Genomic DNA, 26342 nt, shown 5'->3' with positions numbered 1-26342 from the left:
CTATGAGCTTCCTGACAATCGACAACGCAACCAAATCCTACGGCTCCGTTGAGGTGCTGCACAGGGTTGATATTGATGTGCAAGAAGGGGAATTCCTAGTTCTTGTTGGCCCCTCGGGCTGTGGCAAATCCACCTTGTTGAACATGATCGCAGGGTTGGAAGACATCACGTCGGGCACGATTTCGATCAAGGGTAAATCCATGAACGGTGTGCATCCCTCGAACCGGGATATTGCCATGGTGTTCCAATCCTACGCGCTCTACCCCAATATGAGTGTCGCCAAGAACATCACTTTTGGCCTGGAAATGCACAAGGTGCCCAAGGCTGAGCGTGAGACAGCACTGCGCGATGTGGCCAAGTTGTTGCAAATCGAACCTCTGCTTGATCGCAAACCCGGCCAGCTATCGGGCGGGCAACGTCAGCGGGTCGCGATGGGGCGGGCATTGGTGCGAAACCCCGATGTGTTCCTGTTTGATGAACCACTTTCAAACCTCGACGCCAAACTGCGTGTTGATATGCGCACCGAGATCAAAAAACTGCATCAGAAACTGGGAACCACAATTGTCTATGTGACCCATGATCAGATTGAGGCGATGACGCTGTCGACCCGTATCGCGGTGATGAATGGTGGCTATATTCAGCAGCTTGGCACCCCAAAAGAGATCTATGACACACCGGCCAACCTGTTTGTTGCGACCTTTATGGGTTCACCTTCGATGAACCTGATCCCAGTGAAAATTCTGGAGGAAAACGGTGGGCTGGTTGCAGAGACCACAAATGGACTGGGTGAAACGATCAAATTGCCCTTTGCTACGCCTCCGGCTGGGCTGAAGGACTACGTCGGCCGCACCATTACGCTTGGACTAAGGGCTGAGGCACTGACTGATCCAGACGGTGCGGACAGCAAAGCTGTCAATCTGGTGACTGTAAAGAGCCGGGTTATTGTCATGGAACCGGCCGGTTCGGATACCTTTGTAATGACCGAATTTGGTGGCCAAGACTGCAACGCTCGTATGCGGGCGGATGTGCAGGTCGCGCCGGGTGAGGATGTCGATTTCACTATCAATATGGACAAAGTTGTCGCGTTTGATCCCGAGACTGAAGACCGGATCGTCTGATGACACAGCGGGCGGATATCGTGATCATCGGATCTGGGATCGGGGGGGCGACCACAGCTTTAGCCCTCGCGCCCTCGGGTCGGTCGATTGTGATCCTTGAACGTGGTCCGCGTTTAACTGACAGCGATGCCGCACGCTGCGATCGCGCCATTTTTCGCGATGGTGTGTTCCGCCCTGTCGAGGAATGGCTTGATGGATCAGGCCAAGGATTCAATCCGGGCAATTACTACTACGTCGGTGGGAATTCCAAATTCTTCGGTGCGGTCATGCTGCGGTATCGGCGCGAGGATTTTGAGGAGATGCTTCATCTTGGCGGTGTCTCTCCGGCTTGGCCAATTTCATATGATGAAATGGAACCTTGGTACCAAAAGGCAGAAGAGCTGTTTGAGGTCCGTGGGGATGCACGGCAAGATCCAACCGAACCCTCACGTACTGGTGATTACAATTTTCCACCGGTTCCGGATGAACCAACAATTTCCACCCTGCGTAACCAACTGGTAAGAGCAGGGGTAACCCCGTCATCGCTCCCTCTGGCGGTTGATTGCGAAGCTTGGTTGGCACGTGCAAACACCCCCTGGGATGCCTTTCCAGACACCACAGGGGCAAAGAAGGATGCCGAAAACACGGCTCTTGCCAAGGCGTTGGCCTTTGCAAATGTCACATTGATTTCCGGGGCGGAGGTGACACGGCTGGGAACTGGGGCAAGCGGTCACGTTAGTTTTGTTGAGTTCACTCAAAAGGACACAGGAACATCCGACCAGGTCCGACTAAAATGGTTGGAGGTAGGGATTTGTATTCTGTCTGCGGGGGCTGTGAATTCCGCCGCGCTCTTGCTGCGCTCGGCAAATAGTGATCACCCAACTGGGCTTGCCAACGGGTCTGACAATGTCGGCCGTCACTTTATGAACCACAATTGTTCAGCCGTTTTGGCATTGCACCCTTGGCGTAAAAACACAGCTGTTTACCAGAAGACCCTGCAATTTAACGATTTCTATCTGTCAGGCGGCCCCATGAACAAACCGCTTGGCAACGTTCAGCTTCTGGGCAAAATCTCTGGCGAAATCCTCTCTGCACAGACAGGCCTGCCTGTATGGGCTGCCCGCCAGATCGCGGCGCGTTCCGTTGATTGGTACGCGATGAGTGAGGACCTCCCCAACCGGGATAGCCGTGTCTCTTTAAAGGGGGGCCGCATTGTTCTGGATTGGAAACGAACTAATTGGGAAGCCCATCAAGCGTTGGTTCGTAAGGTTAAATCGGTGCTTCGCAAAGCCGGGTCGCCCGTTGTGATATCGCGGCCTTTTGATCGGCAAACGCCATCGCATCAATGCGGTACGACACGGTTCGGCGCGGATCCAAGCAACAGTGTTTTGGATCTGTATTGCCGGACCCATGATCACAGAAATCTCTTCGTGGTGGATGCAGGTTTCTTGCCGACTTCTGCTGCGGTCAACCCCGCTCTGACAATAGCGGCGCAGGCGCTTCGGGTTGGTGACTATATCAATAGAAAGGTTCTGGCAGCATGAGCAGCTTAGCTTTGATCACAGGAGGTCAGACCGGTATTGGTCTTGGTATCGCCCGTGTTTTGGTTGCACAAGGATGGCAGGTCGCGCTGGCGTCGTCGTCCTCAGGGGACAGTCCCACCGTCCAGGATGCTCTGACGGAACTTGGCAATGCAGCCAGCTATTACCAGCATGACCTGCGCGACACCGATGCGGTGCCCAACCTGCTGGAGCGGATCACAACTCAACAAGGTGAGATTGACAGCCTGATCAGCAACGCAGGCGTACCGGCACGGGTGCGCGGCGATATGTTGGACATGTTGCCCGAAAACTGGGATTTCACTCTGGATATCAATCTTCGTGGCGCCTTTTTTCTGGCGCAGTCCGTTGCTCGACGCATGATCAATGCGCCCGGCGACGCCTACCGCTCAATCATCTTTGTTACCTCTATCAGCGCCGACATGGTGTCGATTGAGCGAGCAGAATACTGCATTTCAAAGGCAGGTGCAGGGATGATGGCCCAATTATTTGCGGTGCGACTTGCAAGTGAAGGTATTGGCGTATTTGAGCTGCGTCCGGGCATTATAGAAACCGGAATGACTGCCGGTGTGAAAGACAAATACACCAGTCGGATTGAAGCGGGATTGGTGCCTGCCGCACGCTGGGGGCAACCCGCTGATATCGGGTCGGTCGTTTCTCCGCTTGTTAGTGGCCAAATGCAGTTCGCAAACGGAGCTGTCATTCCAGTTGATGGCGGTCTGTCCATCCACCGGTTGTGAAGGAATAAACATGTCCAGAGGTTATGATTTTATCATCGTCGGCGGTGGTTCGGCCGGGTGCGTTTTGGCGGCAAGGCTGAGCGAAGAGTCGTCCGCTCGGGTTCTTCTGTTGGAAAGTGGTGGGTCCGATTGGAACCCACTGTACAAAATGCCCGCTGGCTTTGCGAAAATGACCAAGGGGATTGGATCGTGGGGCTATCAAACCGTGCCCCAGAAACACATGAACAACATGGTTATAAACTATACGCAGGCCAAAGTGTTGGGCGGTGGGTCGACCGTCAACGCCCAGATCTACACCCGTGGCAACCGGATCGACTATGACGAGTGGCGACAGCTTGGATGTAATGGCTGGGGATACGACGACATTCTTCCATACTTCCGCAAGTCCGAAGACAACGACACTTTCGACAATACCTATCACGGTAAGGGTGGTCCATTAGGGGTCAGCCAGCCACGGGCTCCATTGCCCATTTGCGACGCGTATTTTGATGCGGCTGGTCAAATTGGCATTCCACGCAATCGAGATATGACAGGTGAAAGCCAGGATGGCGTCGGATTTTACCAGTTAACCCAACGCAACGCGCGGAGATCGTCAGCTTCAGTAGCTTTTTTGAAACCAGCCATGGGTCGCCCAAATCTGACCATTCGTACAGGCGCGCAAGTCACGCGTATTGTCATCGATAAAGGTCGCGCCGTTGGGGTAGAACTTGAAGGACCAGAAGTCGTCTACGCTGAGAGTGAAGTTATTGTGTCGTCCGGCGCGATTGGCTCGCCTAAATTGCTACAACTTTCCGGGGTTGGGCCCGCAGACCACCTGCAATCGGTTGGTATTCAAACCAAGCTGGACCAACCCGAAGTTGGGTCGAACCTGCAGGATCACCTAGACCTGTTCACCATATCTGAGTGCACCGGCGATCATACCTATGACAAATACGCCAAACCACATTGGTCGGCAGTAGCCGGGCTTCAGTATCTGCTAACAAAACGCGGCCCGGTTGCCTCCAGCCTGTTTGAAACCGGCGGCTTTTGGTACGCTGAGGAAGGTGCGCGGTCGCCGGATATTCAGTTCCACCTTGGGCTTGGATCTGGCATCGAAGCCGGGGTCGAGAAAATGGGGGCAGGGGTGACGCTTAACTCAGCCTACCTACGCCCCCGCTCACGGGGGTCGGTCAGGCTGACCTCCTCTGATCCAGCTGCAGCACCTTTGTTAGACCCTAATTATTGGGCCGATCCTCATGACCGCGAAATGTCGATCAAGGGTCTGAAGCTTGCACAAGAAATCATGAAACAGGATGCGCTGAAGCCTTTTGTGAAACGGGAGGTCCTGCCTGGGCCAGACGTCACAACAGACGAAGAATACATCCACTTTGCCTGTGCCAACTCCAAAACCGATCACCACCCTGCGGGTACCTGTCGAATGGGCGGAGACGACACATCCGTGGTGGATCCGCGACTGAAACTGCGCGGCATAGAGGGCCTGCGCGTTTGCGATGCCTCCATTATGCCCAGATTGATTTCTTCCAACACCAACGCGCCGACTATCATGATCGCTGAAAAAGCAGCCGACATGATCCGCGCCGACTACGCATCGTGAGGTCCGAAATGCTGCTCCCCTCTTACCAAGGCACTCTGCAAGAGTTCAGAATGTCAAATGATCCATTACAGCCGCGTGCCCCTCGTACTGCTTTGACACGCACAGCATTTGCCGCAGCGCATGTGGTCTCGGACCCTATGCAAGACCGGGATCCATGGGTCGGCCGCCCTGCTGTGGACTGGGACAATACATTACGGTTTCGCTATACGCTGTGGGATCAGGGGCTTGGCTTGGCCGAGGCAATGGACACGGCCCAACGGGGCATGGGGGTAGACTGGCTCACCGCTAAAGAGCTGATCGAACGAACCATGGTAGAAGCCAAGGCGCATCCCCTTAAACCTCGGGTCGCCTGCGGTGCAGGTGCGGATCAGTTCGATATCGCGGATCTGAACAGCGAAGACGCCATCATTGCCGCCTATACTGAACAGATGGAGGCCATCGAAGCAGCCGGCGGCCAGATTATAATCATGGCAAGCCGCGCCATGGCCGCCTTGCGCGGTGATCCAGAGGTTTATGCGCGGGTCTATGGCCGATTAATCGAACAAGCTTCGTCGCCTGTCATTTTGCACTGGCTCGGTGATATGTTCGATCAGGCCTTAGAAGGCTATTGGGGAGCTGACGACTTGGACCGGGCCGCAGACTCGGTTTTGGACATCATCAACACCCACGCAGACAAAATTGACGGCATCAAAATCTCTTTGTTGGAGCAATCCCGCGAGGAAGCCTTTCGGGCCCGTCTACCAGATGGTGTTCGGCTTTATACTGGTGATGATTTCAACTATGCGGCCCTGATCGAAGGGGATGGCGCACGATATTCGCATGCGCTTTTGGGGATTTTTGCAGCAATTGCCCCAGCAGCGAGCCAGGCGCTGGAGGCATTGGCTGAAGGCGACATTCAAACCTATCACGCGTTATTGGGGCCAACGGTTCCCTTGTCACGAGAAATTTTCAAGTCCCCAACGCAGTTTTACAAAGCGGGAATTGCCTTTCTTGCGTGGCTGAACGGTGCGCAGGAACATTTTGTGATGCCCAATGGGTTCCAGTCTTCGCGCGAGATTGTTCACTACGCCGAAGTGTTCAGGCTTGCGGATAGCGCCCGCCTGTTGTCACAACCAGAACTGGCTCAGCACAGGATGGGTGTGCTACTCGCACTACACGGAATTTCCTGAGGAGCTTAGTAATGAGCAAGAGACCAACAATCATTGATGTTGCCAAGGCTGCTGGCGTTTCAAAATCTACGGTCTCGCTTGTTTTACAGAATAGTTCTTCGGTTAAAGAGGAAACCCGGGCGCTTGTGCATCAAGCAATCAAAGACACGCGCTACGTCTACAATCGCGCAGCGGCCAACCTGCGCGGAGCAGGCGCGGGCTTGGTAGGTTTGATCATCAATGATCTACGCAACCCGTATTACACCGAACTCGCCGTGTCGGTTCAGATGAAACTTGCTGAACGGGGTTTCGCTACTTCAATTGGCAACTCCGACGAAGACCCCGCGCTTCAGGAACAGTTGATTGCTTCCATGATTGAGCATGGCGTATCTGCCTTAATGATTGCGCCCGCTTATGGGGGCGATGTTGCCCCTTTTAAAGACATCCAACAGGCGGGTATTCCAACCATACAGGTTCTACGATCTACTGGATTTGATACTGCATCTTTTCCATTATTTTCAATGGATTACGATGCTGGCGGCATTCTCGCGACTGAACACTTGCTGGAAAACTGGGGAAACAACGTTGCCTTTGTTGGGGGTATCGAAACGCATGATATCACCATCGAACGTAAAAGTGGTTATCTCCGTAAAATGGGCGAGGCGGGGTTAGACCCCGTTTCGTTTCACGGAAAAGCCAACCGTCGCTTTGGATATGAAACCGCCCTTAAAATTACACGAGACAGACCTGATATCAAAGGCATAGTGACGTTCAATGACCTTGTAGCCTTAGGCATGTTGGCGGGGTTTGCTCAAGCTGGAGTGAAAGTCGGTTCGGATATCGGAATCGTAGGATTCGATGACATAGAAGAAGCTTCTCAGTGTTTTCCACAGCTCAGTTCCGTGCGGTGCGATGTCAAAACATTCGGGCAGCAAACCGCAGACGTCCTCTTGAATTGGGTTGAAGAAAATAAGCAGCCGAAAGCGCAGGTGCGCTATCCGGTTGATCTGGTTGTTCGGGCATCCAGTTCAAAGACCTAAAAGAATACAGCACACGCCCTCTTTTCAAATTACCAAGGTGAATTCATGCTAAAGCACTGCGTCTTTCTCAACTTCAAAAACAATTTCTCCGAAGATGAGAAAAAGGACATCATGACAGGCTTGGCCGGCCTGGTCGGTGTCGTCGACGGAATGACTGACATGACGTTTGGTCCCAATCTTGATTTTGAAATGAAAACACCTGATTTTGACTACGGGTTTATCGTGACTTTTCGAGATCGAGCCGCACATCTGGCTTATGAAGCGCACAGCACACATGTTAAAATGGGGGCCAAATTGGTCGCTGCCTGCACCGGGGGAGCACAGGGCATCACTGTATTTGATCTTGAAACCTGATGTTGCGCAAAACCCTTTACGACCAGTCCTGATGATCTGAAGGTCATGAAAGCCTTGCTGGCGTATTAGGTCGTTTAGAACGCCCGTCAATTACGACTTCGGGCCGTTGCGCATTCTAGTAACCTGGCACTACCCGAGAGGGTTCAGCGGCCTTTTCCTCCGCACCAAAGAGCGTAATTTCACTCCTCCCATCTAAAAAGGTCCCGCGGCATAACCAAATGTCGGTCAAGAAAGTTTTCCATATGAACAACTGTACTGTCGCTATCCGTCAGTACGACTGCCAGTTGGCCCGGACCTTCACGCCGCGGCACACGGTTTGGGATCGGACCCGAGAGACTTTCCAGTGTCGGTTCAATACTGTAGTGACCCCCGGCCAGGGTACAAAATGGAATACCACGGAAACTGCCTGATGTGGTCATGTGAACGTGACCGCAAATGACCTGACGGATGTCTGGATGGCTGGCTACCACCTCTGCAAAAGCTTCGTTCTCACGCAAGATAATGAAATCTGTCTGGACATGTAGCTTGGTAATGTTGTGGTGCAAAACGAGTATGACTGGGCGGTCCTTCGCTTCGTCCAGACGTGCAGCCAGCCAGTTTAGCTGTGCCTGATCAATCAACCCTGCGTGGCCAACATCTGGGTCATTGCTATCCAGCACGATTACGCGGTGGCCATGACGATCAATAACGTGATTGACGCTGCCAGTTTCATCGGTAGATCCCGGAAAAACGTTCAAAAACACTGCCCTGTCATCATGGTTGCCGAGCGTCAGATAGGTCTTGGGCTTTAGATCCGCCAGGGACTCGCGAAACCGTTCATAGGCTGCTTTTTCACCGTGATCTGCTATGTCCCCCGCAATGACGACAAAATCGGCATCAGCGTGGTTTTCGTTTACATAGGCAATCGACTGGAGAAACCGATCAGTGGTGCAAAGCCCGTGGGATAGCTTACTTTCTGGCACGATGTGAAGATCGGACAGGACAATGAATTTCAACAAGGGACAGGTCTCCGGGAATTGGGTGTATTTGACGACGGGCGTCGGTCAGATGCGCGATGTGTTTTGTGGGGAAGGCCTACATTGACGACAGCAAAGAGCTCTAAGATCATCCCTTTACCCCTGTCATCGTGATGCCGCGGATAAACAGGCGGCGGGCAAACAAAAACGCGATGACCATGGGGGCGGTGACTACAGTGGCCGAAGCAAAGGTGCGGCCATAATCGGTGTCGAAATCTGACTGATATTGCATCATCGAAAGTGTCGCCGTCATCTTGTCCTGGCTTGTGACCACAATCAGTGGCCAGTACAAATCATTCCAATGAGCGACAAAACTAAAGACAGAAAACGCTGCGATAGCTGGTACGGCTGACGGCAGGACAAGGCGCAATATGATCTCCATTTCAGAGAACCCGTCAACACGAGCCGCATCAATAATGCTGTCGGGGAAACCGCGGAAAAACTGTCGGAACAAAAAGATCGCAAAAACCGAGATGAAGAACGGCAACATCATCGCCAGATATGTATCCAGCAGCCCCGTTTTCGCGAGTGCCACATAGATTGGGATTGAGGTCACGTTGATCGGAATCGTCAAGGCGGCGATCACTGTCCCAAACAAAATAGAACTGCCCCGAAACTTGAGCTTGGCCAAGGCATAGGCAGCAGGCACGGCCGTGATCAATTGAACGATCAGGATGCCGCAGCAAACAAGAAAGCTGTTCATCAAGTAGATCAGATAGGGCTGATTGAACAGAACTTCGTAGTAGTTTTCAAACCCTTTGAATGTGCGTGGAATGATTGAAAAATTGGCGTCGTAGACCTCGTCGGTGGGTTTCAAACTGGACGACACCATCCAGATGAAAGGAAACACCATCACCCATGCACCAAGGAACAGAAACAACGTCCCAATGAGCGACCAAACAGAGCGGGGCGCGTAGGAGCGCAGGGAAAGGCTAATACTGGACATTGCGATCCACAAACAGCGCCTGAACCAGCGCAAAAAGGAAGATGATCCCGAGAAATACAAGCGACAGCGCTGCTGAATACCCCATGTTGAAGTACTCAAATCCTTCAAGGAATGTGAGATAGAGGAAAACTTCACTTGATCTGTTGGGACCACCCTGGGTCAGGATGGCGACGGTATCAAAGAGCTTAAATGCAGTGATTGAGCTGGTGACTGCGACAAACATCGACGTCGGCCCTAACATGGGCCAAGTCACCCGAAAAAACCTGTCGACCGGATGATCAGCCCCATCAATTGCGGCTGCCTCATATAGGCTGGACGGAATGGCCGTTAGGCCTGCCAAAAACAGCACCATATTGAAGCCAATAACGCTCCACAGTGAAATCAGCGCCATGGAAAACAGGACCATGGTTTCCGACCCCAGCCAGTTAAACGGCCCCAGACCAACTGCCCCGGCCCAATGGTTGATGACACCCTGATTGCTGTCCATCAGCGCTGCCCACACTAATGCCATGGCAGCAAGCGTGGACGTCACGGGCAGGAAATACAGCACTTCAAGGATAGAGCGGAACTGCTTGCGCTCCTGAATGGCTATAGCCAGGAAAAGACTGATTATGAACGAGCTTGGCAGGAACAGGCTGGCATAGATCAGCGTATTCACTATCGCGTTGCCAAAGGCCTCATCCGCCAACATGTGCCGGTAATTTTCCAGGCCGACGAATTCATAATAGTTACTGACGAGAGAATAGTCGGTAAAACTGATCCCGAACACCGTTAGGATCGGCAAGATGTATATCCCAAGGATTAGCAAAGTAGCGGGTAAAACCAACATATAGGCCAACCGGGTCTGGGCCCGTTTCTTCGTTCCCAAACTCATGTGACAACCTCGCCAAGGCTCTGTGCCATATGTGGTGTGGGTTGAATACGTAGCCCATGAGCATTGAACAGCAGCAGTTGCGTGGGATCGATTGCGACCTGCAATTTATGTGTTCCTGCAAATTGATCTGTTTTCCCATAATCGGTGTTCTTTTGCGCTCGGACGCGTATCTCAATTTCTGGATCAGCTTCAAAACATCCATGGATCAGGATTTCAGGTCCCAGATCCTCAACCATACGTTTCTGAAAAGGCAAAAGGATTGAACCGGGTTTTATCGGCTGTAGTTGTAGCCCGGCCACCCCACGAAATGACAACGCTTCGGGTCGTAAGCCAAGTTGCAGGTCAGACACCTTACCAATAGTTTCCAAATGCAGATTGATGTCGCCCAGAAACAACCCATCAAGGCGTGATTGGACCGGCAGAATGTTGATTTGCGGCGAACCAATAAACCGCGCGACGTCTACCGAAACCGGATTGGTATAAAGCGTATTTGGTGCAGCAACCTGCAACACTTCTCCACCCTGCATCAGCGCGACACGGTCAGACATAGTCATTGCCTCGGTCTGATCATGAGTCACGTAAACAAAGGTCAGGCCGGAACTGTGGTGAAGTTCAGAGATTTCGCGGCGTACTTCAACGCGCAGTTTTGCATCAAGGTTTGACAGCGGTTCGTCCATCAAGAAGATACCCGGATTACGGACCAGCGCCCGACCCAGCGCGACACGCTGCCGTTGACCACCAGAAAGCTGTGCAGGTTTACGGGTCAATAAATGATCGATGCGCAGTTGTTTGGCGACAGTTTCAACCTGTGTTGCCATGCTGGGTTTTGCGCGTCGCGCCGACGGGGCCACATGGCGCACTAGGGGCAATCTGGCATGTAGCGGCAGTTGCGACATGATCAACGGCATTGCCATATTTTCAGCCACGCTCATATGAGGGTAAAGTGCGTAGTCCTGAAACACCATCGCGATGTTGCGCTGTTTTGGAGACTGTTCGGTAACCACCTGACCGTCTATCAGAATTTCGCCCCGACTTGGGGCTTCAAGCCCTGATATGATCCGCAAAAGCGTTGATTTTCCGCAGCCCGACTGGCCAACAAGCGACAAAAACTCGCCATCTTCCACGTCGAGCGAAATGTTCTTTAAAACTTCGGTTTTACCGAAGGATTTGCCGATATTTTTGAGAGTTAGTCGCGCCATTTTTGCACCCGAACTTGTTGAATGGCAGACAGGGGGAACCTGCCTGCCATTCAAATTTATCGCTTCATCAGTTTTTCAGCGATTTCGACAAGCTTGGCGGCACCCTCTTCAGGTGTAACCTCGCCTTCCATAACAGCGCGGATTGTGGATGCCTGATCGCGCCAAATTTTCTCAGACTGTGTGCCCGGGTAACCGGACCAGGGGCCAGCCCGGTCATACTGTTTGATTGGCGTCGCATAATATGGGTTCTGAGCATAAAATTCGCCCATATAATCAGTGCCAAGGGTCCCTTTGTTAGTGGGAAGATACCCGGTGATTTCTGCAGTAACCTGCTGACCGCGGGCACCGGTCAGGAACTTGATGTACTCCCAAGCCGCCGCCTGTTTTTCCGGGTCAGAAGCGGTTATGATGGCCGCGTTCCCGCCAGTCGGCAGCTTGCCGTCGGCATCATTCCAGACAGTAAACGGTGCTGATCGCAGCTCAAATGCATCGCCAACCCGCTCTGCTGCGCTACGTGCGCCAGCAGGGGACAGCCCCCACATGCCCATACGGCCTTCGGTAAAGGCGGTGAATTGAGTTGCCCGGTCCTGATCAGTACGTGCACCACCTTCAACCACCAAACGGCGGGCCATCTTCATAGCTTCGATGTGATAGTCGTTTTCGCTGAACGCGATGGACTGGCCATCGTCAGACATCATTTGGCCACCCTGTTGCAGGATCAGCGTCTGAAAGCCCCAATCGTCGCCGTTGATCAACCACATGAACATCGGATCGATGTCGTCACCCAATGCGTCGATTTTCTGTGTTGCGTCAAAGAAGCCATCCCAGTCGGTTGGGAATTTGTCGGGGTCTAGTCCGGCTTGACGGAACAGATCAGCGTTATAGTACCACTGGATCACCGAAGCATTGAACGGCATACCATACTGAACGCCGTCCACGCGGCCAAGGTTCAGCATCTGATCTGTGTAGTTTCCGTCTTTGAAATCGCTGCCTTCGGCAGCCATCATCTCATCCAGGTTGACGATTTGACCACGTTCGGCCAGGGCCCGTGCCAGGGACGGTAACTGATTGTACGCCTCAAATGCGCAATCGGGCAGGGTGTTGGTCGCCGAGCCACGGAACAGACGCAAATGTGTGTCGCCGTAGTTTTTGGCAGGCGCTGCATAGACGACTTCGATCTCGTCCTGCATTGCGTTAAATTCTTTCATCAGCGGCTCGTGCTGGCGGGTCAGATGGCCTGCATTTGTCAAGCAAGTGATGGTCACTTTGGCCTCAGCAGCTAGACCTGACAAACTCAAAGCCAAAGCCGTGGCCGATACTTTGTAGAACATTATGTATTCCATTCGGAGTAAGATGCGAGTGCGTCTGAATTGAGACTTCATCTGAATGGATGGTCTATGTAACGAACGCATCACGCGCCGCTGAGTTCACAAAAATTTCGCAAAAACTATGTGCGATGCGAAACATAGATACCGCGCGGCATAACCATTCGGTCACGTTACAACGTATACGGCTACCCCTACCGTGGTGAGTTCAATTCACATATCCTAGCTACTTTGCCTCGGGTGAAAGCAAGTGGAGATTAATCCGCTGGTAGCCGTATCCGATATGGGTGCGTTGGATAAAACCAATGGCGGTGATATCACCATGCTCCAACGCCCTGTTGATATCCTCTAATTCCGCCACCAGCGCCTGTGCCACCTCAGCACCCATCTGAAGACTTACCTGATACCACGTACTTGCTGCTTGATAATATGTCTGCCACCAGAACGATTGCAGCACACTGTTGCCGATCAAGTCAGCGATTAGGCCATGCAAATGGTGATTAATTTCAACATAGCGTCGAGGGTCAAAATCAAGAAGCAATGCGTGGGCCGCATTGAGCAAATCTTGCCCACGTTCGCAGTCATTTCGGGTAATTTCTCGCGGAGACTCTGTGCCAATCAACTTGGCCAGTTCCAGTCGCATATCATAGACATGGCGTATCTGTGCTGCAGAGAGCGCCACCACCACCGTACCGACACCATTTCGCGTTTCGACTAGCCCGAGATGGTTGATCCGGCTGATCGCATCTCGCACAGGTGTGCGGCTAACACAAAACTCGGCCGCCAGTTCCGCTTCTTTCAATTGATACCCGGGCTGATAATCCAGAAAACAGATGCGCTGTAATATCTCGGTCTGGATGGTCTCCACCGTACTTTTCGGTTCTTTTTCGTCGTCGCGTTTGGCGAAGCTCATATGTCTCTCCCTGGCTCGACCTGCATACACCATATGACGCTTTCGCACAATATCGGCGTTTGTGATGCTATTGACTCGCTAGCTGCATGCAGCTTACGCATTTATGACAAGCGTTACATCACCATCACAGGATTCCTGCTATGCTCGATGAAGCCAGAACCCGCACTGTCACTCTTCAGGCCCGCATGTTGGATTTGGGTATTCAACGCGCCGTGTTTACCGACGAAAGCTCAATTGCTTATCTGGCTGGATTCTGGGGATATCTAGGCATCGAATTTGGCCGTCCGTCCATGTTGGTAATAGATGCCAAAGAAGCCCCCGTTGTTATCACTCCGCTGATGGAAAGCGAAATGGTCGGTGCCATGACATGGGTCGAGGATGTGCGGACATGGGAAGATAGTGGCCAGCGCACATGGGGGCGGGCGCTAGCCGAAGTTTTGGGCAACAAGCCAGATGAGATCTGGGTCGAACGACACAGTATTCCTGCCATCGTGCGCAATCATCTAGACGAGACCTATCCGGGCGTCCCGATCGAAGATATTTCACCCATTCTGGGTGCTATGCGGATGATCAAGTCTCCGTTCGAAATCCAGGTGATGAAGGAGGCTGGTCAGATTGCCGGAGCAATGATGGCCGCAGCACATCTCAGCGTACAGGCGGGCGCACAGGAATATGAAAGCGCGCTGGCGGTGATCGAAGCGGGTTCTCGCAAAGCGGCAACTTTCTTGACCGATAAAGGATGGGAACGCTTCATTTCGCCGATGATCCATAACCTACAGATCATGCAAAGCGGCAAGGACACGTCCATGGTACATCGTCGCGCATCGGTTCGTCGGTATCAACGCGCCGATCCGGTGTATTTCTGCTTTTGCAACTTGGCACAATTCAAACAATACAAATTAGGGTTTGATCGGATGTTCCATATTGGCGAGGTGGAAGATGCCGCCGCACGAGTGCAAGAGGCCGCCATTGATGCCCAACAAGCCGCCATTGCAACCATCCGTCCCGGCGTTGAGGCGCAAGAAGTCGCTGCTGCTGCCAACGACATCTATGCTGAACGTGGCTATGAAACGGGGTATCGCACTGGGAGATCCATCGGAGTAGCCTATCTTGAGGCGCCAGAGCTAAAAACCGGCGATACCACAGTCCTGCAGCCAGGGATGACCTTTGCTGTGGATGGAGGGATCTCCATCGACGGGGTCACTGCAGGGCGCATCGGTGACTCTGTTGTGGTGACGGAAACCGGGTTTGACTACCTTACCGACTACCCGCGCACTCTGCTGGTTACGGACGGCTGAAGATGGGGCGCACATTCCACCTGGCCGTCGGGCAATCTCCTGCTGATCTACCTACTACACAAAAGCGGCTAAGGTGGCTTGGGACGGCCTTACCGACTCTTGCCGCAAAGGGTGCTGATCTTCTGGTCCTTCCAGAGCTTTTTGCCACAGGTTATAATCGTGGCGATCAGATTCTCGCCCTCGCGGAACCTTCTGATGGGCCCATTGCTCAGGCTATTGCAGCTCTGGCCGCGGCACATGAAATCGCCATCCATTATGGCTTTCCTGAGCGCAAAGGTGACTTGGTTTACAACGCAGCGCAATGCTTTGGGCCGGATGGTTCGCGACTAGGCGGGCATCGCAAGCTGGTCTTTCCTCCCGGTTTTGAACGTAGTCACTTCACACCGGGTCAGGGCTGCACTTTGTTCACTTACCGCGGTGTGCAAATAGCCACGCTAATCTGCTATGACGCCGAGTTCCCCGAAACAGCGCGACATGTGGCCTATTTGGGGGCAAAACTCATTTTGGTGCCAACGGCCCTTGGCGCACAATGGGGATGGGTAGCCCAACAAATGATCCCAACCCGTGCCTACGAAAATGGGATCTACCTTGCATATGCCAACAGTGCTGGGGATGAAAATGGTATGACATTCCTGGGACAGAGCTTTATCGCCACTCCAGATGGTCGGGAACTTGCACGCGCAGGGGATCAGCCCGAGATTATCTACGGCCAATTGCAGTTAGACAAAGTTGCTGATGCTCAAAATCGGCTCCCCTATCTAAGGGACCAAGAAATGTTTGGGGCAAACATTTATGGCTGTTAGCTTGACGTTTCCATTGGACTGCCCCCGATCCTGACAAAATAGGCGCAACGCGGGCGTTGATTACGTTTAGAAAAAACCTTGCCTGAGACATCCAGAGATCCAGCTAAACAAAGGTGACTTAGCAGCTGTTTCACGTTACAAAACCACCTGTTTGTTGTGCAAAGTGGTAGATCATCACGCGCTGTTTGACTGAACCTACCGCTGAGCTGATAAAAAGAAATGATCTCCTTGTCCCACATCGAAATTCTTCTTCCGGAACTGCGCGCCTATGCACTGGCCGTTGCAACCAACCGAGATGAAGCTGAAGATCTTGTGCAGGATGCCGTTGAACGAACACTTCGCGCGAATTCCTATCCGGCAAAATTGGAAGATCTACGACCCTGGATGTTCCGCGTTATCCGCAACTTAAATCTGGACGGCTTGCGGAAAAAACGGGTGCGTATGGAATATTCGCGTTCTCAGAGCCGTTTATTAGTTGATCTTGCGCAAAGCACCGACCATGCCAACGACGTACTGGTTCGCATGACGTTCCAAAAACTCGCGGCACCGATGCGCGAGGTGCTGTTTCTGGTGGATGTAATGGGACTGAAATATTCAGAGGCAGCTGAAGTTATGGATGTGCCGCATGGAACAGTCATGAGCCGCGTCAGCAGGGCACGGCGCGCATTGGTCATTGCGATGAGTAGTGATGGCACAAGTAGCGAAAAGGACCGACAAGCATGAGTGACGCTATGGACCGTGACTGGGATCTGATGAGCGCCTATAGCGATGGCGAGGTAACGTCAGCGCAGCGCACTGAAATAGAGGCGCGGCTGCCGCAGGAACCTGCCTTGCAGAAGATGCTGGAAGAAATCCGTATGGTGTCTGGCGCGTTGGCGGGGCTAAAACCAGAGCAGCCAACTGTTCTGGCGCCTGCGAACACAAACTGGCGTCCAATGGCGTTATGCGCTTCGATTGCTGTGGTGTTCATTCTGGCAGGGACATTTCTGTTTAGGCCCGCCGGGGAGAAGACACCAATGGAATGGCACCAATCATTTCTGTTGAAGGCTTATGAGCTCAACAACTTGCCGACGCAGGTGGGCTATGACGACCAAACGGGCATTCCGGATCTTGAGTTGGCTAATCTGTACCTGGTTGAGCAGCGACAGTTGCCCAAAGACCAGATCGTTGCGCATTATTCTGGCCGCAACAATTGCCGTCTAACCATCTTGTCGGGACCGCTTGGGTCTGACCTTCCAACACCCAACAGCGCTTGGGTCAGCCAATGGAGCACTGTTTCAGGAAGCTACACGATACTTGCAACCGGAATGGATCAACGCCGGTTCGATGCTGTTTCCGACTTCGTCCAACAGGCAACCCGCTCAAATTTCCAGCCTGCCACAGTACTGGCCATGAAAATGGCAACTGATGCTGCAACCCCGTGCCAAAAGGCCTAACAAAAAACACCCTTCAAACCCAACGCATATGAGGAGCTTGAAGAGTAACATTCAAAATCAGGAGCTGGACCGCCTGCGGTGAAATTCAGTTGGTTTTGCCCGGAAAATTGGGGCGGTCTTCTCCGTAGTGCGCGGTCAGGTAATCCAGAATGATCGTGCGATCCGGTTCATCGATTTCCGCAGCCCCCTGATCTTCGACCATCCATTCGAACAGCTCTTCCCAGCCATCGCGTGTCAGCCCCTGTTGGGCAACGATCATTTCCGAATGACAGGCTGAACAAGCGTAAAAAGTCTCTTCAACACCCGGAGCATCGAACAAGATGCCGAATTCGTGCTCTTCTTCAGCTGTTTCGCCAGCATCAGCGGCCTCAGCTGCGCCGAACGTAAGTGGCGAGCTGGATTGGCTGTTCAGATAGGCAATCAGGTTGGCGCGGTCTTTGGCCTTCTTCAGGCCAGAAAAGCTCATTTTGGTGCCATTGATCTCGGCCTTGGGTTTGGTCAGAAACGCGTCCAGTCTCTCGACTGTCCATTCGCCAGCATAGCCAACCATCGCCTTGGAGTAGTTAAAGCCATCAGCCGCGGCCACTGGTGCGCCAACGATCCCAAACAGGTTCGGCCCGGTTTTCTTTTTGCCGCCTTCGTCCACTGTGTGGCAGGCCTTACATTTCTTGAATGCTTTTTCACCCTTGGCCAGATCAGCAGTCGACAACAGGTCAATAGCAGACTCTGCGACGGTGAGAGTCGGGATCAACAGAACGGTGGACAGGGCAAACCCGCCAAGTTTGGACAAACGCATGTATGTCTCCAGGTATTTAAGAGATTGGATAAAGGTCATCGTAATGGGGCGGCACAACCGCACCGCCCCTGTTCACTGGGTTAGCTGACGCGCAGACCGACCCGGTGCATGGTGTTGTTCAGGTACCCTTTGGGGTTCCAGTTGATGGCAAACGGCTGTGCGTCACCATTGCTGTCTGTGGCACGCGCCCAGACTTCGTAGTAACCGGCCTGATTAAATTTGACGTTTGCACGCCAGTTGTGCCAAGCGCCCGAGTTCACAGGCGCGTCCAACTCGGCTGTTTGCCATGTCGTGCCAAAATCGGTGGAGATTTCCAATTTTTCAACCGTACGATCACCCGACCACGCGTGGCCACGAACTTCGGTTTCCATGCCAACTTCGGCGCCATTGGCCGGAAAGGTCACCAGCGATTTCACCGGCATCCGCTCGATGATCACAAAGTCTTCCTTAGCAACCTTTTCACCCGGTGCAACCGGACGGTTTGGCACCCGGTAGGCTTTGCCGGTCATTTTTGGCCCGTCATGCACAACGTCACGCAGCTCGATCCGGTTCAGCCATTTCTGAGCCGTCGAGGCAGGCCAGCCCGGAACAACCAGACGCAATGGCGCACCGTTCAGAGGGTGCAGCTCCGCACCGTTCATTTCGAACGCGATCAGAATTTCGTCTGTCATTGCTTTGGCGATTGGCATGCCGCGTGAGATTGGCAGCTTGGCCGGATCACCCGACAAATGGCTGTCTGCACTGTAATGCGCAGTGTAAACAACGTTGGACTGTACGCCAGCGGCCTCCAGAACGTCCTTCAGACGCACACCGGTCCACTCAGAACAGGCAATCGCGCCTAGGGTCCACTGGTTGCCTTTTGCCGGCGGATCAAATGCCGAACGACCGTTGCCGCCACATTCCAGTGTCAGCGCCTTGGTGACGACCTCAAACTTTTCTTTCAGGTCCGCAATGGTCAGAGTCATTGGCTTATCTACGAAACCGTCGATGGTCAGGGTCCAGGATCCTGCGTCCATTTCCTCGGGCGGAATACCGTTGTTACGGACAAAGTGACGGTTGGTGGGCGTAATCGCATCATCCAGCAGGTGCGGTGGCGTTTCAGCATTCACCGGACGGTCATTCAACAACGTCAGGCCATCTTTGCCCGCCAGCACATTTTCACCAGCCATGGCAGCAGGAACAAAACCGATAGGCAGGTTTTTACTGAATGGAATGGATGTTCCGACCATGGCAGCAACAGTTGCAAGGCCGGTGCGTGTCAGAAAGCCACGGCGGCTTGGGCTTTGTACCTGGCCAGCGTCTTCACTGCGGGCAATTCCGGTTTCTTCGGTAGTGACACTGTGAGCGTCAGTTTTCTGGTCGATCTCGGCCATTCTTTCCTCCCTTTAGCTTTAAACCTGTCAGTAATTTGTTTCAGGTCGCATGAGAGAAACGGGGGGTGCGGCTGGTTTATTCCCTTGGCAAAAAATAATTCTCATTTTTGACTAACCTTCTGTTGAATAGGGCCCCAGCCAGTCTTGTCGGCACCTGTTGCGATGATGGCGAACCTGGCTACCGCTATCCCGAGTTGCCTAGCGAGACTCTTCAAATGGCCGAGCGGGATGGGCCCTTGCATTTGTTCTCTTTTTGTTCTAATTTGTAAGAACGCTAATGGGAGAATTTTGATGCAAGACACAGCCGTAAACGTTCCCAGCACAAATCCAATGGGCTCCTCATCTAATGACTACCACCTGTTGCCTGTGACCGAAAAGCAAACCCAATTTGCGCTCGCGATTGCTAAGCGAACCGGGAAAACCCTACCATCGGACGTTCAGCAAGATCGCCATGCTCTGTCGGTTTGGATCAGTGAGAACAAAGATACCCCAAAGGGCGGTAAGTTTGAAAACTATGCTTCATCGAAACAGGTGGCTTTTGCCGAGCGTATCGCGAGAATGAAGCGGCGCACCGTTCCCGATGAATGCATCCGCGATCGTAGCCTGATGTCGAAATGGATCGACTACAACCGGTGAGGCCCAATCTGCGTTGGGGCTCTACCATTCCATTGAACAGGTTCAGTCCCAACGCCTTTCGGATCTACTTGGTGGCTCTCCGATGATCATCTCTCGCATCCCTGCTTAGTTCCGGCGTTGAGCAACGGTGAGTTGCGTATTTAGCACCAATCGCAACGTTTCTAGTTTAGCATCCTGATAGTTGGCCCAGGCCATTTTGAAAAAGACGGATTTATGCTGAGCAACTTGTTCCAGCAGATCAAAGCTACCAAATACGCACGATTTGGCACCACAGGAAATAACTGCACCTCGTCGTAATATTAGCGAGACCTCCGGTCGGCGGGGAGCTTGGTGGCGTTCCAGTGATCGAGGTTTTGAGCCCTAGAATGAATTCTGTTGGAGTGACCACGGTACCGCGACTATTGGTGCACCTCGCAGACCATTCCGGGCAGCAAGAGGAGAAGTAACATCTGATGAACCCACAGTTTGAAGCCCCCTGTGTTTTCGATCACGGATGATCTGCCTGGGTCAATTGTCGCGCTGTTAGCCAGCTGTCCAGACGCCACAACCCCCAGGCGAGTGGGATTGCAGCCAGCCCACCAATCACATAGGCCAATGGTTCGTCATGGAAACTTTCCAGGGCCTGTGTGTACGCGTGGATACAGGCAAAAGTAACAGCCGTGTTGAACAATCCGCGCTGGTTCGAATGGGCAAACCAACTGATCGCCCCTGCCAGTCCAATCGCCCACAGAACGGAATACATATTGGCCGAGATGAACATTGCGGTTTCGCGAAAGGCGTCGCGAGCATCGTACCAACTGCTATAGGTGCTGCTGTCCCAATCTTCGTATCTGCTGGTTCCCCACAGTGTTTCGCCCAAATAGTCGCCCCACAAACTGCCAACCAGCGCACAAAGATTGGCAACAATGAAGGCCATTACTGCCAAGGTCATGGCGTGTCTGGACAGCTGATTAGATTGGGTGCGCGCTACAAACAGCAGTACAAACACAAACAACAACATCTGCAAAATGGAGAGTGTCGATTCTGGCGAATAGAACACATATGCCGCATGGAAATAGAAAGTGCTGGTGTCCAGTGCCTGTGCAAAAGGCACAATAGCCAATGCTGTTATTAGACGAACATCGATAAACCAGCCTGCACCTGCGATCGCTAATGTTGCATAGAGATAAAAAATTGAAATCAGGGCTCCGTCGATCGCGGCTTGGTTAAGTAAAAAGCCAAGACCAATTAAGTGTAGCGCTAGCCCCATCAACAGGATCGAACCAGCAACAAAGCGCCCGGTTTTCTCTTGCTTGTTCAAGGCAAAGACACACAGGGTGGCCACCAGTGCTCCGGCAGGTGCCATAACCCAACCGGCTATGTCCGAATATTTGTCTATCAGCTCTATGCCAGCGCCGCCGATCAACATCCCGGCCCCTATCAGGGCCGAGGCGTTGCCAAAGAACGTGAAATCGGAGTGATCCGCCCGCAGGATTAGAACGCCGGTCCCAAGAAACAGCAGGCCCACGATTGCCACCGACAGCGCCGATGCCAGCCAAAAGATAAATCCGCCAGTTGCCGATAATATACCAAAGCACAGAATGGCGTTAATGGCCATTGCCACCATTAACTTGCGCGACCGGAGTTCTATTTCCGCTTGTGCCGCTTGGGGAATAATGGCGTCAGCCACCAGAGAGTCTGTATCCGCTAAAACAATCATCGTTACCTCCATGAACGGCGTTCACTAAACTAATTGCATATTCTTGAACGCCGTTCAACAGATTTTTGAGTAACCATGTCCGGCTGTATGAAACATACCGTGTGTGACAACTCTTGCGGTGGAACCTTTAATCTCAGGCCGTGGAGCGATGCCAGCCAAGGCCGTCTCCTTCAGAATTTCTGATCTAACCAAAAATCTATGCAGACCATCAACGGAAATGTGGTGTGCAGGTATATCCAGTCATCATACAGTTTGTCTAATTTAGATAGTTCCAGCCACTACCGTTCAATAACCGAGCACCCTCAAAAGGCGAAAACATCACCAAGTTTGCGTTTTCACATTAAATTTTTGACGCAAGCGATTGCGGATAATGCAGGGAGAGGACCTGCCTTGTCTGGGACAGCCAGAAGCTATAAATTTGAAAAACATTTAGCCTCATCCCACGGGGGAGGGAATTCCGAAGATAGGAGAGTTCGCTGTCAGAGGCGGACGGCAAGTTGCCCGCCTCTGACTTCCTATGGTTTTGATCGGAACCGGCTTACGTCGTACCTTCAAGGCAACGCAGGACAGCCTGCGCGGCGGCAATATCTTCCAGACCTAGCCCCACTGAACGGAAAAAACTCGGCTTGCCTGCTTCGGGTTTGGGAGCAAGGTCATTGGTCAGTTCAGCCAAATCCCCTCGAATTTCATCGGGTTTCCAGCCGAAGTCCTGCGCTGCAAGGACCATTTCCCCGGCGACATTTGGGGTGGTGGCGCGATAGTCGCAGTAGACCTGCGTTGTAGAAAGCCAGTCAGGATTGACCTCATGCGCCTGGGCAACATTTGTGCTGATCGAGGTAACAAGCGTGTTGGGCCCAATTGCACTGTTGGCAATGACCGGCCTGCCAGAAGAGGTGCACAGCATGACAACATCCGCATTAGTTGCTGCCGCCTCTGCAGAGTCCGCAAAAACAGCATCCTTACATAGGTCGCGCCATTGGTTTTGCCTCGCGGTGTCAGAGTCAAGGCCGGGCGAGTAGATCCTGACCGTGTCCCATTCTCGCAGGTCCATAACATGGCGGTAGTGTGCCTGCGCCACGCTCCCGGAACCAATGATCGCAAGGCTCGCCGCCTTTGGGCTTGCCAGTAAATCGACCGCCAGAGCTGTGGTGCCCGCAGTCCGTTCTGTCGTCAGCTGTCCTGAATCACACAACAAAAGTGGTTCACCGGTTTCCATCGACAGCAATAATGTCCAAGCGGTGATGATTGGTTTACCCCCGGTCACCAAATAAGGAGACAGTTTTGCTCCAAACACACCTGATTGCCCCTGCGCGCCCAAATAGGTGATGAAGTCACCGCGATCTTCGGGAAACAGCGTTACTGTTTGGGCTGGTTGAATTGCTTGTTTTTGACCCAATTCAGCAAACATTCCGCGCAGCTCGGCCGCGAGATCAAGTTTCCCGATAAGGCCTGCAACTTGGTCAGCGTTCAGAATGGTAGGGGTATTATTGCGCATGTTTTTTCTTTCAGCAGAGGGCTGTGATCAGGCGCTCCATAAAGGCCTGACCCTGTCTTAATTGGTTGGCAGAGATGAATTCATCTGGTCCGTGAGCCTGCTCAATACTCCCCGGCCCACAAACAACCGTGGAATAGCCCGCCGCCTGAAAATGACCCGCCTCAGTCTGGTAGGAAACACAATTGTCCGAATTGTCGCCGGTTAACTGACGGGCCAACACCTCAGCCGCGCCAGAAGGTTCAGGCAGCATGGCCGGGATGTCTTCAGTCACCTCCAGCTCAATGCGCGCATCGTCGCATTCGGTGCGCATCGCATCTTCAACAGACCCGACTAACGCCCGGTACTCATCGACCCAATCACTGGCAGTCTCGTGTGGCATGTAGCGTATGTCGCTTTCGAAGACACAAAGATCAGGCACTGTATTTAACGCCACCCCGCCTTTGATAGTGCCAACCTGAACCGTTGAATAAGGAGGAATAAACCCACTGGCGGAGGAACTCGTGCGTGCTTTTTCCTGTCTGGCGCTGTGCCACTGGATCAAAGGATCTGCGTGTGAAATGGCCGAAGCGCCCAAGTCAGGCCTGGAAGAATGGGCCGCTTTGCCATGTAATCGCGTCACAAGCCCCAAGCCACCTTTGTGGCCAGTGACCACGGACATTGATGTGGGCTCCCCCACGATCACGGTTTCAGCCTGGGGGAAATGTGTTTCAAGCGCGGTCAATAAGGGGGCAGTGCCAAGACAACCGACTTCCTCATCAAATGAAAACGCCAGCTGGATGGGGCGCGCCAAAGGGGCCGACGCAAACTTCGGGACAGCTGCGAGCGCCAATGCCACAAACCCTTTCATATCGCAGGTCCCGCGACCGTAGAATCGCCCATCCCGCTCAGTCAGGATCCAAGGGTCACTGCTCCAAACCTGACCGGCGATCGGGACGACATCTGTATGGCCTGACAGAATAGTGCCGCCTTCTACATTCGGCCCAATCTGCGCAATCAGGCCCAGCTTGGTCGCAGAGCTGTCAGGAAAGATGTGATATTTGACATCGAATTCATCGAGATAGGCCATGATGTAGTGGATGAGATCCACATTCGATTGATCGGAAACGGTTGGAAATCCTATCAGCTTTGAAAGCACAGAAAGGCTGTGCGTTAGGTCATCTGTCATCCGGTATTTGCCTTTAGATCGTTGTATATGGTGGCGCGGCTAACTCCCAAAAGGCGCGCGACGTATGAGGCTGCGTTGCGTTCGGACAATGCCCCCGAGATTTCAAGAGCGCCGAGTAAAACACGTCGCGCTGTACGATCCAGCTCATCAACGCGATGTCCATTTTGCACACACCAATCACTGACAAAAACATTCAGCCGTTCATGCCAGTCATTGCGGAACAGGGATTCGGGCTGTGAGCTGGAAAGTCTGGCTGGCTGTAAAGCACGGACCGCTCGTTGCAGTTGCTGCAGGTCCACTTGATCGTGGTTGATACAGAGCACAAATTCAGCGTCACCACTTTCAGCACGCATCACAACACTGATCGAGCGGATGACATTGCCATCCCAATTTACCTTTTCATAGGGGCCGATGACTGTGTCACTGGGGCGAAAATCAATTTCCTGCATGTTCGATGGATCGCCAGATTTACGCTGCGAAAACGGATTGACGATATGGGCGATTGTCTCGCTTCGCAGGTCGTGAACAACGACTTCAACTCGGTCCCCCATCAGCAGGGGGATCGCCTCAGCAAGCGCCTTGGTATTGGTCAAAAGAGCAGTACGATTGGTCATGGCTTAGTGTCCCTGTAGAATTTCACTTGTCAGACCATTGAGACGTGAGAGACCCTCACGCAAGTGGTCTTCGGGCAGGGCGGAGCTGAAGCGAAAATGATTTTCCACTCCAAATCGCGAACCGGGAATGACCAGAACTTCCCGCTCACGCAGCAGACGCATACAGAAATCTTCTGAAGAAATTGGCAGGTCGAAACGAACAAAAGACATCGCCGAGGCTTGCGGAGGCACCACATCGAAGACACCGGGGTGGCGAGCTAATTCCGCAGCAAGAACATCAAAGCCAGTCCGGATCAGCGTTTTTGCCCGGGCGTTTAGTTTCGATCGTGTGGGGTCTGACAGGGCCTTATCTGCCAGCTCCATCGACAACATCGATGTAGTGATCGAGGCATATTCGTGCCGCCGCCAGCACTCGGTGATGACATCTTCCGGTCCGACAAGCCAGCCGAGGCGCAAACCCGGGAGACCGTAGGCCTTTGATGTCGAATTGACGATCAAAACCCGATCATAGCTGCCCCAGAACGAAGGTGTTTCAACGTCACCTTCGCGTTCAGTGCCCGCATAGACCTCGTCTGCAACGATCCATGCTCCCACACGATCAGCCGCTGCGATGATTTGGCGGCGGTCACTGTCGGACAGGATACGCCCGGTTGGATTGTTTGGGTTCACCACGTGAATGATGCGTGTCTTATTGTCTACGGCCTTGGCGAGCGCAGCGCTGTCGATGGCCCACCCGTCGGACCCAACCAGATCAACCCAGCGCACCTCATTGCCCAGGTTGGCCGCATTGCCCGAAATCTGTTCATAGGTTGGCCGAAAGCAGACGACGTTGTCCCCGGGCTGCAGCAGCGTGTTGGCAACCAGTGTATTGGCTTCGGTTGCACCAACTGTAATCATCACCCCATCCGACGAAGAATCTGGGTAAAACCCTGAGATGGTATCCCGTAGGGACTGCTTTCCATTCACTTGCGGATAATCGATCAGCGTTGCCATTAGTGAGGGCAGGTCAATGTCGGCCATGTCCACCAGACCCTGAAACGAAATTGGGTGCACGCCACTTTCTGAAAAATTATACGTAACCCCATGTTCCAGCTCCGACAGAAATTGCTCGACCTTGAAGGGGTGAAAATCTACGCGGAACATTGGATTACCTTTCGATAAGCGGGGTAGAGAGTTGTTGAAATTGACTCATTTGTATAATTTAGATAGTTGAGTATAAAAA

General features: G+C 52.9%; 25 protein-coding genes. 12 read left to right on the top strand and 13 right to left on the bottom strand.

The window, feature by feature from the left end; translation table 11 throughout:
• Positions 1–2 precede the first annotated feature (2 nt).
• The 7 genes from FEE96_RS13265 to FEE96_RS13235 are packed head-to-tail and all read left to right on the top strand — an operon-like array spanning position 3 to position 7532.
• Positions 3–1118, top strand: coding sequence for an ABC transporter ATP-binding protein (locus FEE96_RS13265; protein ID WP_138163577.1), 1116 nt, complete (start codon positions 3–5; stop codon positions 1116–1118).
• A complete protein-coding gene (locus FEE96_RS13260) occupies positions 1118–2641 on the top strand; it encodes a GMC oxidoreductase (protein WP_138163576.1) in 1524 nt (507 codons plus the stop codon). The genes FEE96_RS13265 and FEE96_RS13260 overlap by 1 nt, the downstream gene beginning before the upstream one ends.
• A complete protein-coding gene (locus FEE96_RS13255; RefSeq protein WP_138163575.1) occupies positions 2638–3396 on the top strand; it encodes a 3-ketoacyl-ACP reductase in 759 nt (252 codons plus the stop codon). The genes FEE96_RS13260 and FEE96_RS13255 overlap by 4 nt, the downstream gene beginning before the upstream one ends.
• A 10-nt stretch (positions 3397–3406) precedes the next feature.
• Positions 3407–4990, top strand: coding sequence for a GMC family oxidoreductase (locus FEE96_RS13250; protein WP_138163574.1), 1584 nt, complete (start codon positions 3407–3409; stop codon positions 4988–4990).
• 8 nt (positions 4991–4998) lie between these two features.
• The gene (locus tag FEE96_RS13245; RefSeq protein ID WP_138163573.1) at positions 4999–6159 is read left to right on the top strand and encodes a dihydrodipicolinate synthase family protein; all 1161 of its coding nucleotides are present in this window, start codon (positions 4999–5001) and stop codon (positions 6157–6159) included.
• A gap of 11 nt (positions 6160–6170) precedes the next feature.
• Positions 6171–7178 (top strand): LacI family DNA-binding transcriptional regulator, encoded by a 1008-nt coding sequence (locus FEE96_RS13240; protein WP_138163572.1) that lies wholly within the window; start codon positions 6171–6173, stop codon positions 7176–7178.
• Between the two features lie 45 nt (positions 7179–7223).
• Positions 7224–7532: a Dabb family protein gene (locus FEE96_RS13235; protein WP_138163571.1), complete on the top strand. Its 309-nt coding sequence runs from the start codon at positions 7224–7226 to the stop codon at positions 7530–7532.
• 179 nt (positions 7533–7711) lie between these two features.
• Here FEE96_RS13235 and FEE96_RS13230 read toward each other — a convergent pair whose 3' ends face one another.
• From FEE96_RS13230 to FEE96_RS13205, 6 genes are all read right to left on the bottom strand, one after another.
• Entirely contained in the window at positions 7712–8530 is an 819-nt protein-coding gene (locus FEE96_RS13230) for a metallophosphoesterase (protein WP_138163570.1), read from the bottom strand.
• Positions 8531–8636: 106 nt separating this feature from the next.
• Positions 8637–9494: a carbohydrate ABC transporter permease gene (locus FEE96_RS13225; RefSeq protein ID WP_138163569.1), complete on the bottom strand. Its 858-nt coding sequence runs from the start codon at positions 9492–9494 to the stop codon at positions 8637–8639.
• A complete protein-coding gene (locus FEE96_RS13220) occupies positions 9481–10368 on the bottom strand; it encodes a carbohydrate ABC transporter permease (RefSeq protein WP_138163568.1) in 888 nt (295 codons plus the stop codon). Before FEE96_RS13220 ends, FEE96_RS13225 begins: the two co-directional genes overlap by 14 nt.
• On the bottom strand, positions 10365–11567 hold the full coding sequence (locus FEE96_RS13215; protein ID WP_138163567.1) for an ABC transporter ATP-binding protein: 1203 nt from the start codon (positions 11565–11567) through the stop codon (positions 10365–10367). The genes FEE96_RS13220 and FEE96_RS13215 overlap by 4 nt, the downstream gene beginning before the upstream one ends.
• Before the next feature lie 56 nt (positions 11568–11623).
• Positions 11624–12898 carry an ABC transporter substrate-binding protein gene (locus tag FEE96_RS13210; protein ID WP_171021704.1) on the bottom strand — a complete coding sequence of 425 codons (1275 nt, stop codon included), beginning with the start codon at positions 12896–12898 and terminating at the stop codon, positions 11624–11626.
• Positions 12899–13118: 220 nt separating this feature from the next.
• Positions 13119–13805, bottom strand: coding sequence for a GntR family transcriptional regulator (locus FEE96_RS13205; protein WP_138163565.1), 687 nt, complete (start codon positions 13803–13805; stop codon positions 13119–13121).
• A gap of 140 nt (positions 13806–13945) precedes the next feature.
• On the opposite strand from FEE96_RS13205, the gene FEE96_RS13200 reads away from it, so the two are divergent.
• The 4 genes from FEE96_RS13200 (at position 13946) to FEE96_RS13185 (ending at position 17342) form a co-directional block, all read left to right on the top strand.
• A complete protein-coding gene (locus FEE96_RS13200; protein ID WP_138163564.1) occupies positions 13946–15103 on the top strand; it encodes a M24 family metallopeptidase in 1158 nt (385 codons plus the stop codon).
• Positions 15104–15105: 2 nt separating this feature from the next.
• Positions 15106–15906, top strand: a complete 801-nt coding sequence (locus tag FEE96_RS13195; protein WP_138163563.1) for a carbon-nitrogen hydrolase family protein — start codon at positions 15106–15108, stop codon at positions 15904–15906.
• A 219-nt stretch (positions 15907–16125) separates the two neighbouring features.
• Positions 16126–16629 carry an RNA polymerase sigma factor gene (locus FEE96_RS13190; RefSeq protein WP_138163562.1) on the top strand — a complete coding sequence of 168 codons (504 nt, stop codon included), beginning with the start codon at positions 16126–16128 and terminating at the stop codon, positions 16627–16629.
• On the top strand, positions 16626–17342 hold the full coding sequence (locus tag FEE96_RS13185; protein WP_138163561.1) for an anti-sigma factor family protein: 717 nt from the start codon (positions 16626–16628) through the stop codon (positions 17340–17342). The genes FEE96_RS13190 and FEE96_RS13185 overlap by 4 nt, the downstream gene beginning before the upstream one ends.
• Before the next feature lie 85 nt (positions 17343–17427).
• Here the strand turns inward: FEE96_RS13185 and FEE96_RS13180 are convergent, their stop codons facing one another.
• Both FEE96_RS13180 and FEE96_RS13175 read right to left on the bottom strand, forming a co-directional pair.
• A complete protein-coding gene (locus tag FEE96_RS13180) occupies positions 17428–18138 on the bottom strand; it encodes a c-type cytochrome (RefSeq protein ID WP_138163560.1) in 711 nt (236 codons plus the stop codon).
• A gap of 80 nt (positions 18139–18218) precedes the next feature.
• Positions 18219–19511, bottom strand: coding sequence for a sulfite oxidase (locus FEE96_RS13175; RefSeq protein ID WP_138163559.1), 1293 nt, complete (start codon positions 19509–19511; stop codon positions 18219–18221).
• A gap of 291 nt (positions 19512–19802) precedes the next feature.
• Here FEE96_RS13175 and FEE96_RS13170 point away from each other — a divergent pair, with 291 nt between their 5' ends.
• Positions 19803–20147, top strand: coding sequence for a hypothetical protein (locus FEE96_RS13170; RefSeq protein ID WP_246079438.1), 345 nt, complete (start codon positions 19803–19805; stop codon positions 20145–20147).
• 487 nt (positions 20148–20634) lie between these two features.
• Here the strand turns inward: FEE96_RS13170 and FEE96_RS13165 are convergent, their stop codons facing one another.
• The 5 genes from FEE96_RS13165 to FEE96_RS13145 all read right to left on the bottom strand — a co-directional run bounded on the left by FEE96_RS13165 (position 20635) and on the right by FEE96_RS13145 (position 26263).
• A complete protein-coding gene (locus tag FEE96_RS13165; RefSeq protein ID WP_138163558.1) occupies positions 20635–21846 on the bottom strand; it encodes a hypothetical protein in 1212 nt (403 codons plus the stop codon).
• A 538-nt stretch (positions 21847–22384) separates the two neighbouring features.
• Positions 22385–23341 carry an ornithine cyclodeaminase family protein gene (locus tag FEE96_RS13160; protein ID WP_138163557.1) on the bottom strand — a complete coding sequence of 319 codons (957 nt, stop codon included), beginning with the start codon at positions 23339–23341 and terminating at the stop codon, positions 22385–22387.
• A 10-nt stretch (positions 23342–23351) separates the two neighbouring features.
• Positions 23352–24506, bottom strand: a complete 1155-nt coding sequence (argE, locus tag FEE96_RS13155) for an acetylornithine deacetylase (RefSeq protein ID WP_138163556.1) — start codon at positions 24504–24506, stop codon at positions 23352–23354.
• Positions 24503–25120, bottom strand: a complete 618-nt coding sequence (locus tag FEE96_RS13150) for a helix-turn-helix transcriptional regulator (protein ID WP_138163555.1) — start codon at positions 25118–25120, stop codon at positions 24503–24505. Before FEE96_RS13150 ends, argE begins: the two co-directional genes overlap by 4 nt.
• Positions 25121–25123: 3 nt before the next feature.
• Positions 25124–26263: an aminotransferase class I/II-fold pyridoxal phosphate-dependent enzyme gene (locus tag FEE96_RS13145; protein WP_138163554.1), complete on the bottom strand. Its 1140-nt coding sequence runs from the start codon at positions 26261–26263 to the stop codon at positions 25124–25126.
• Positions 26264–26342 lie beyond the last annotated feature (79 nt).

Origin of the sequence: Parasedimentitalea maritima (genome assembly GCF_005771405.1) — a bacterium.
GTDB lineage: Bacteria > Pseudomonadota > Alphaproteobacteria > Rhodobacterales > Rhodobacteraceae > Parasedimentitalea > Parasedimentitalea maritima.
Note: the sequence above shows the minus strand (reverse complement) of the source record. Positions and strands in the feature narration are given on the sequence as shown.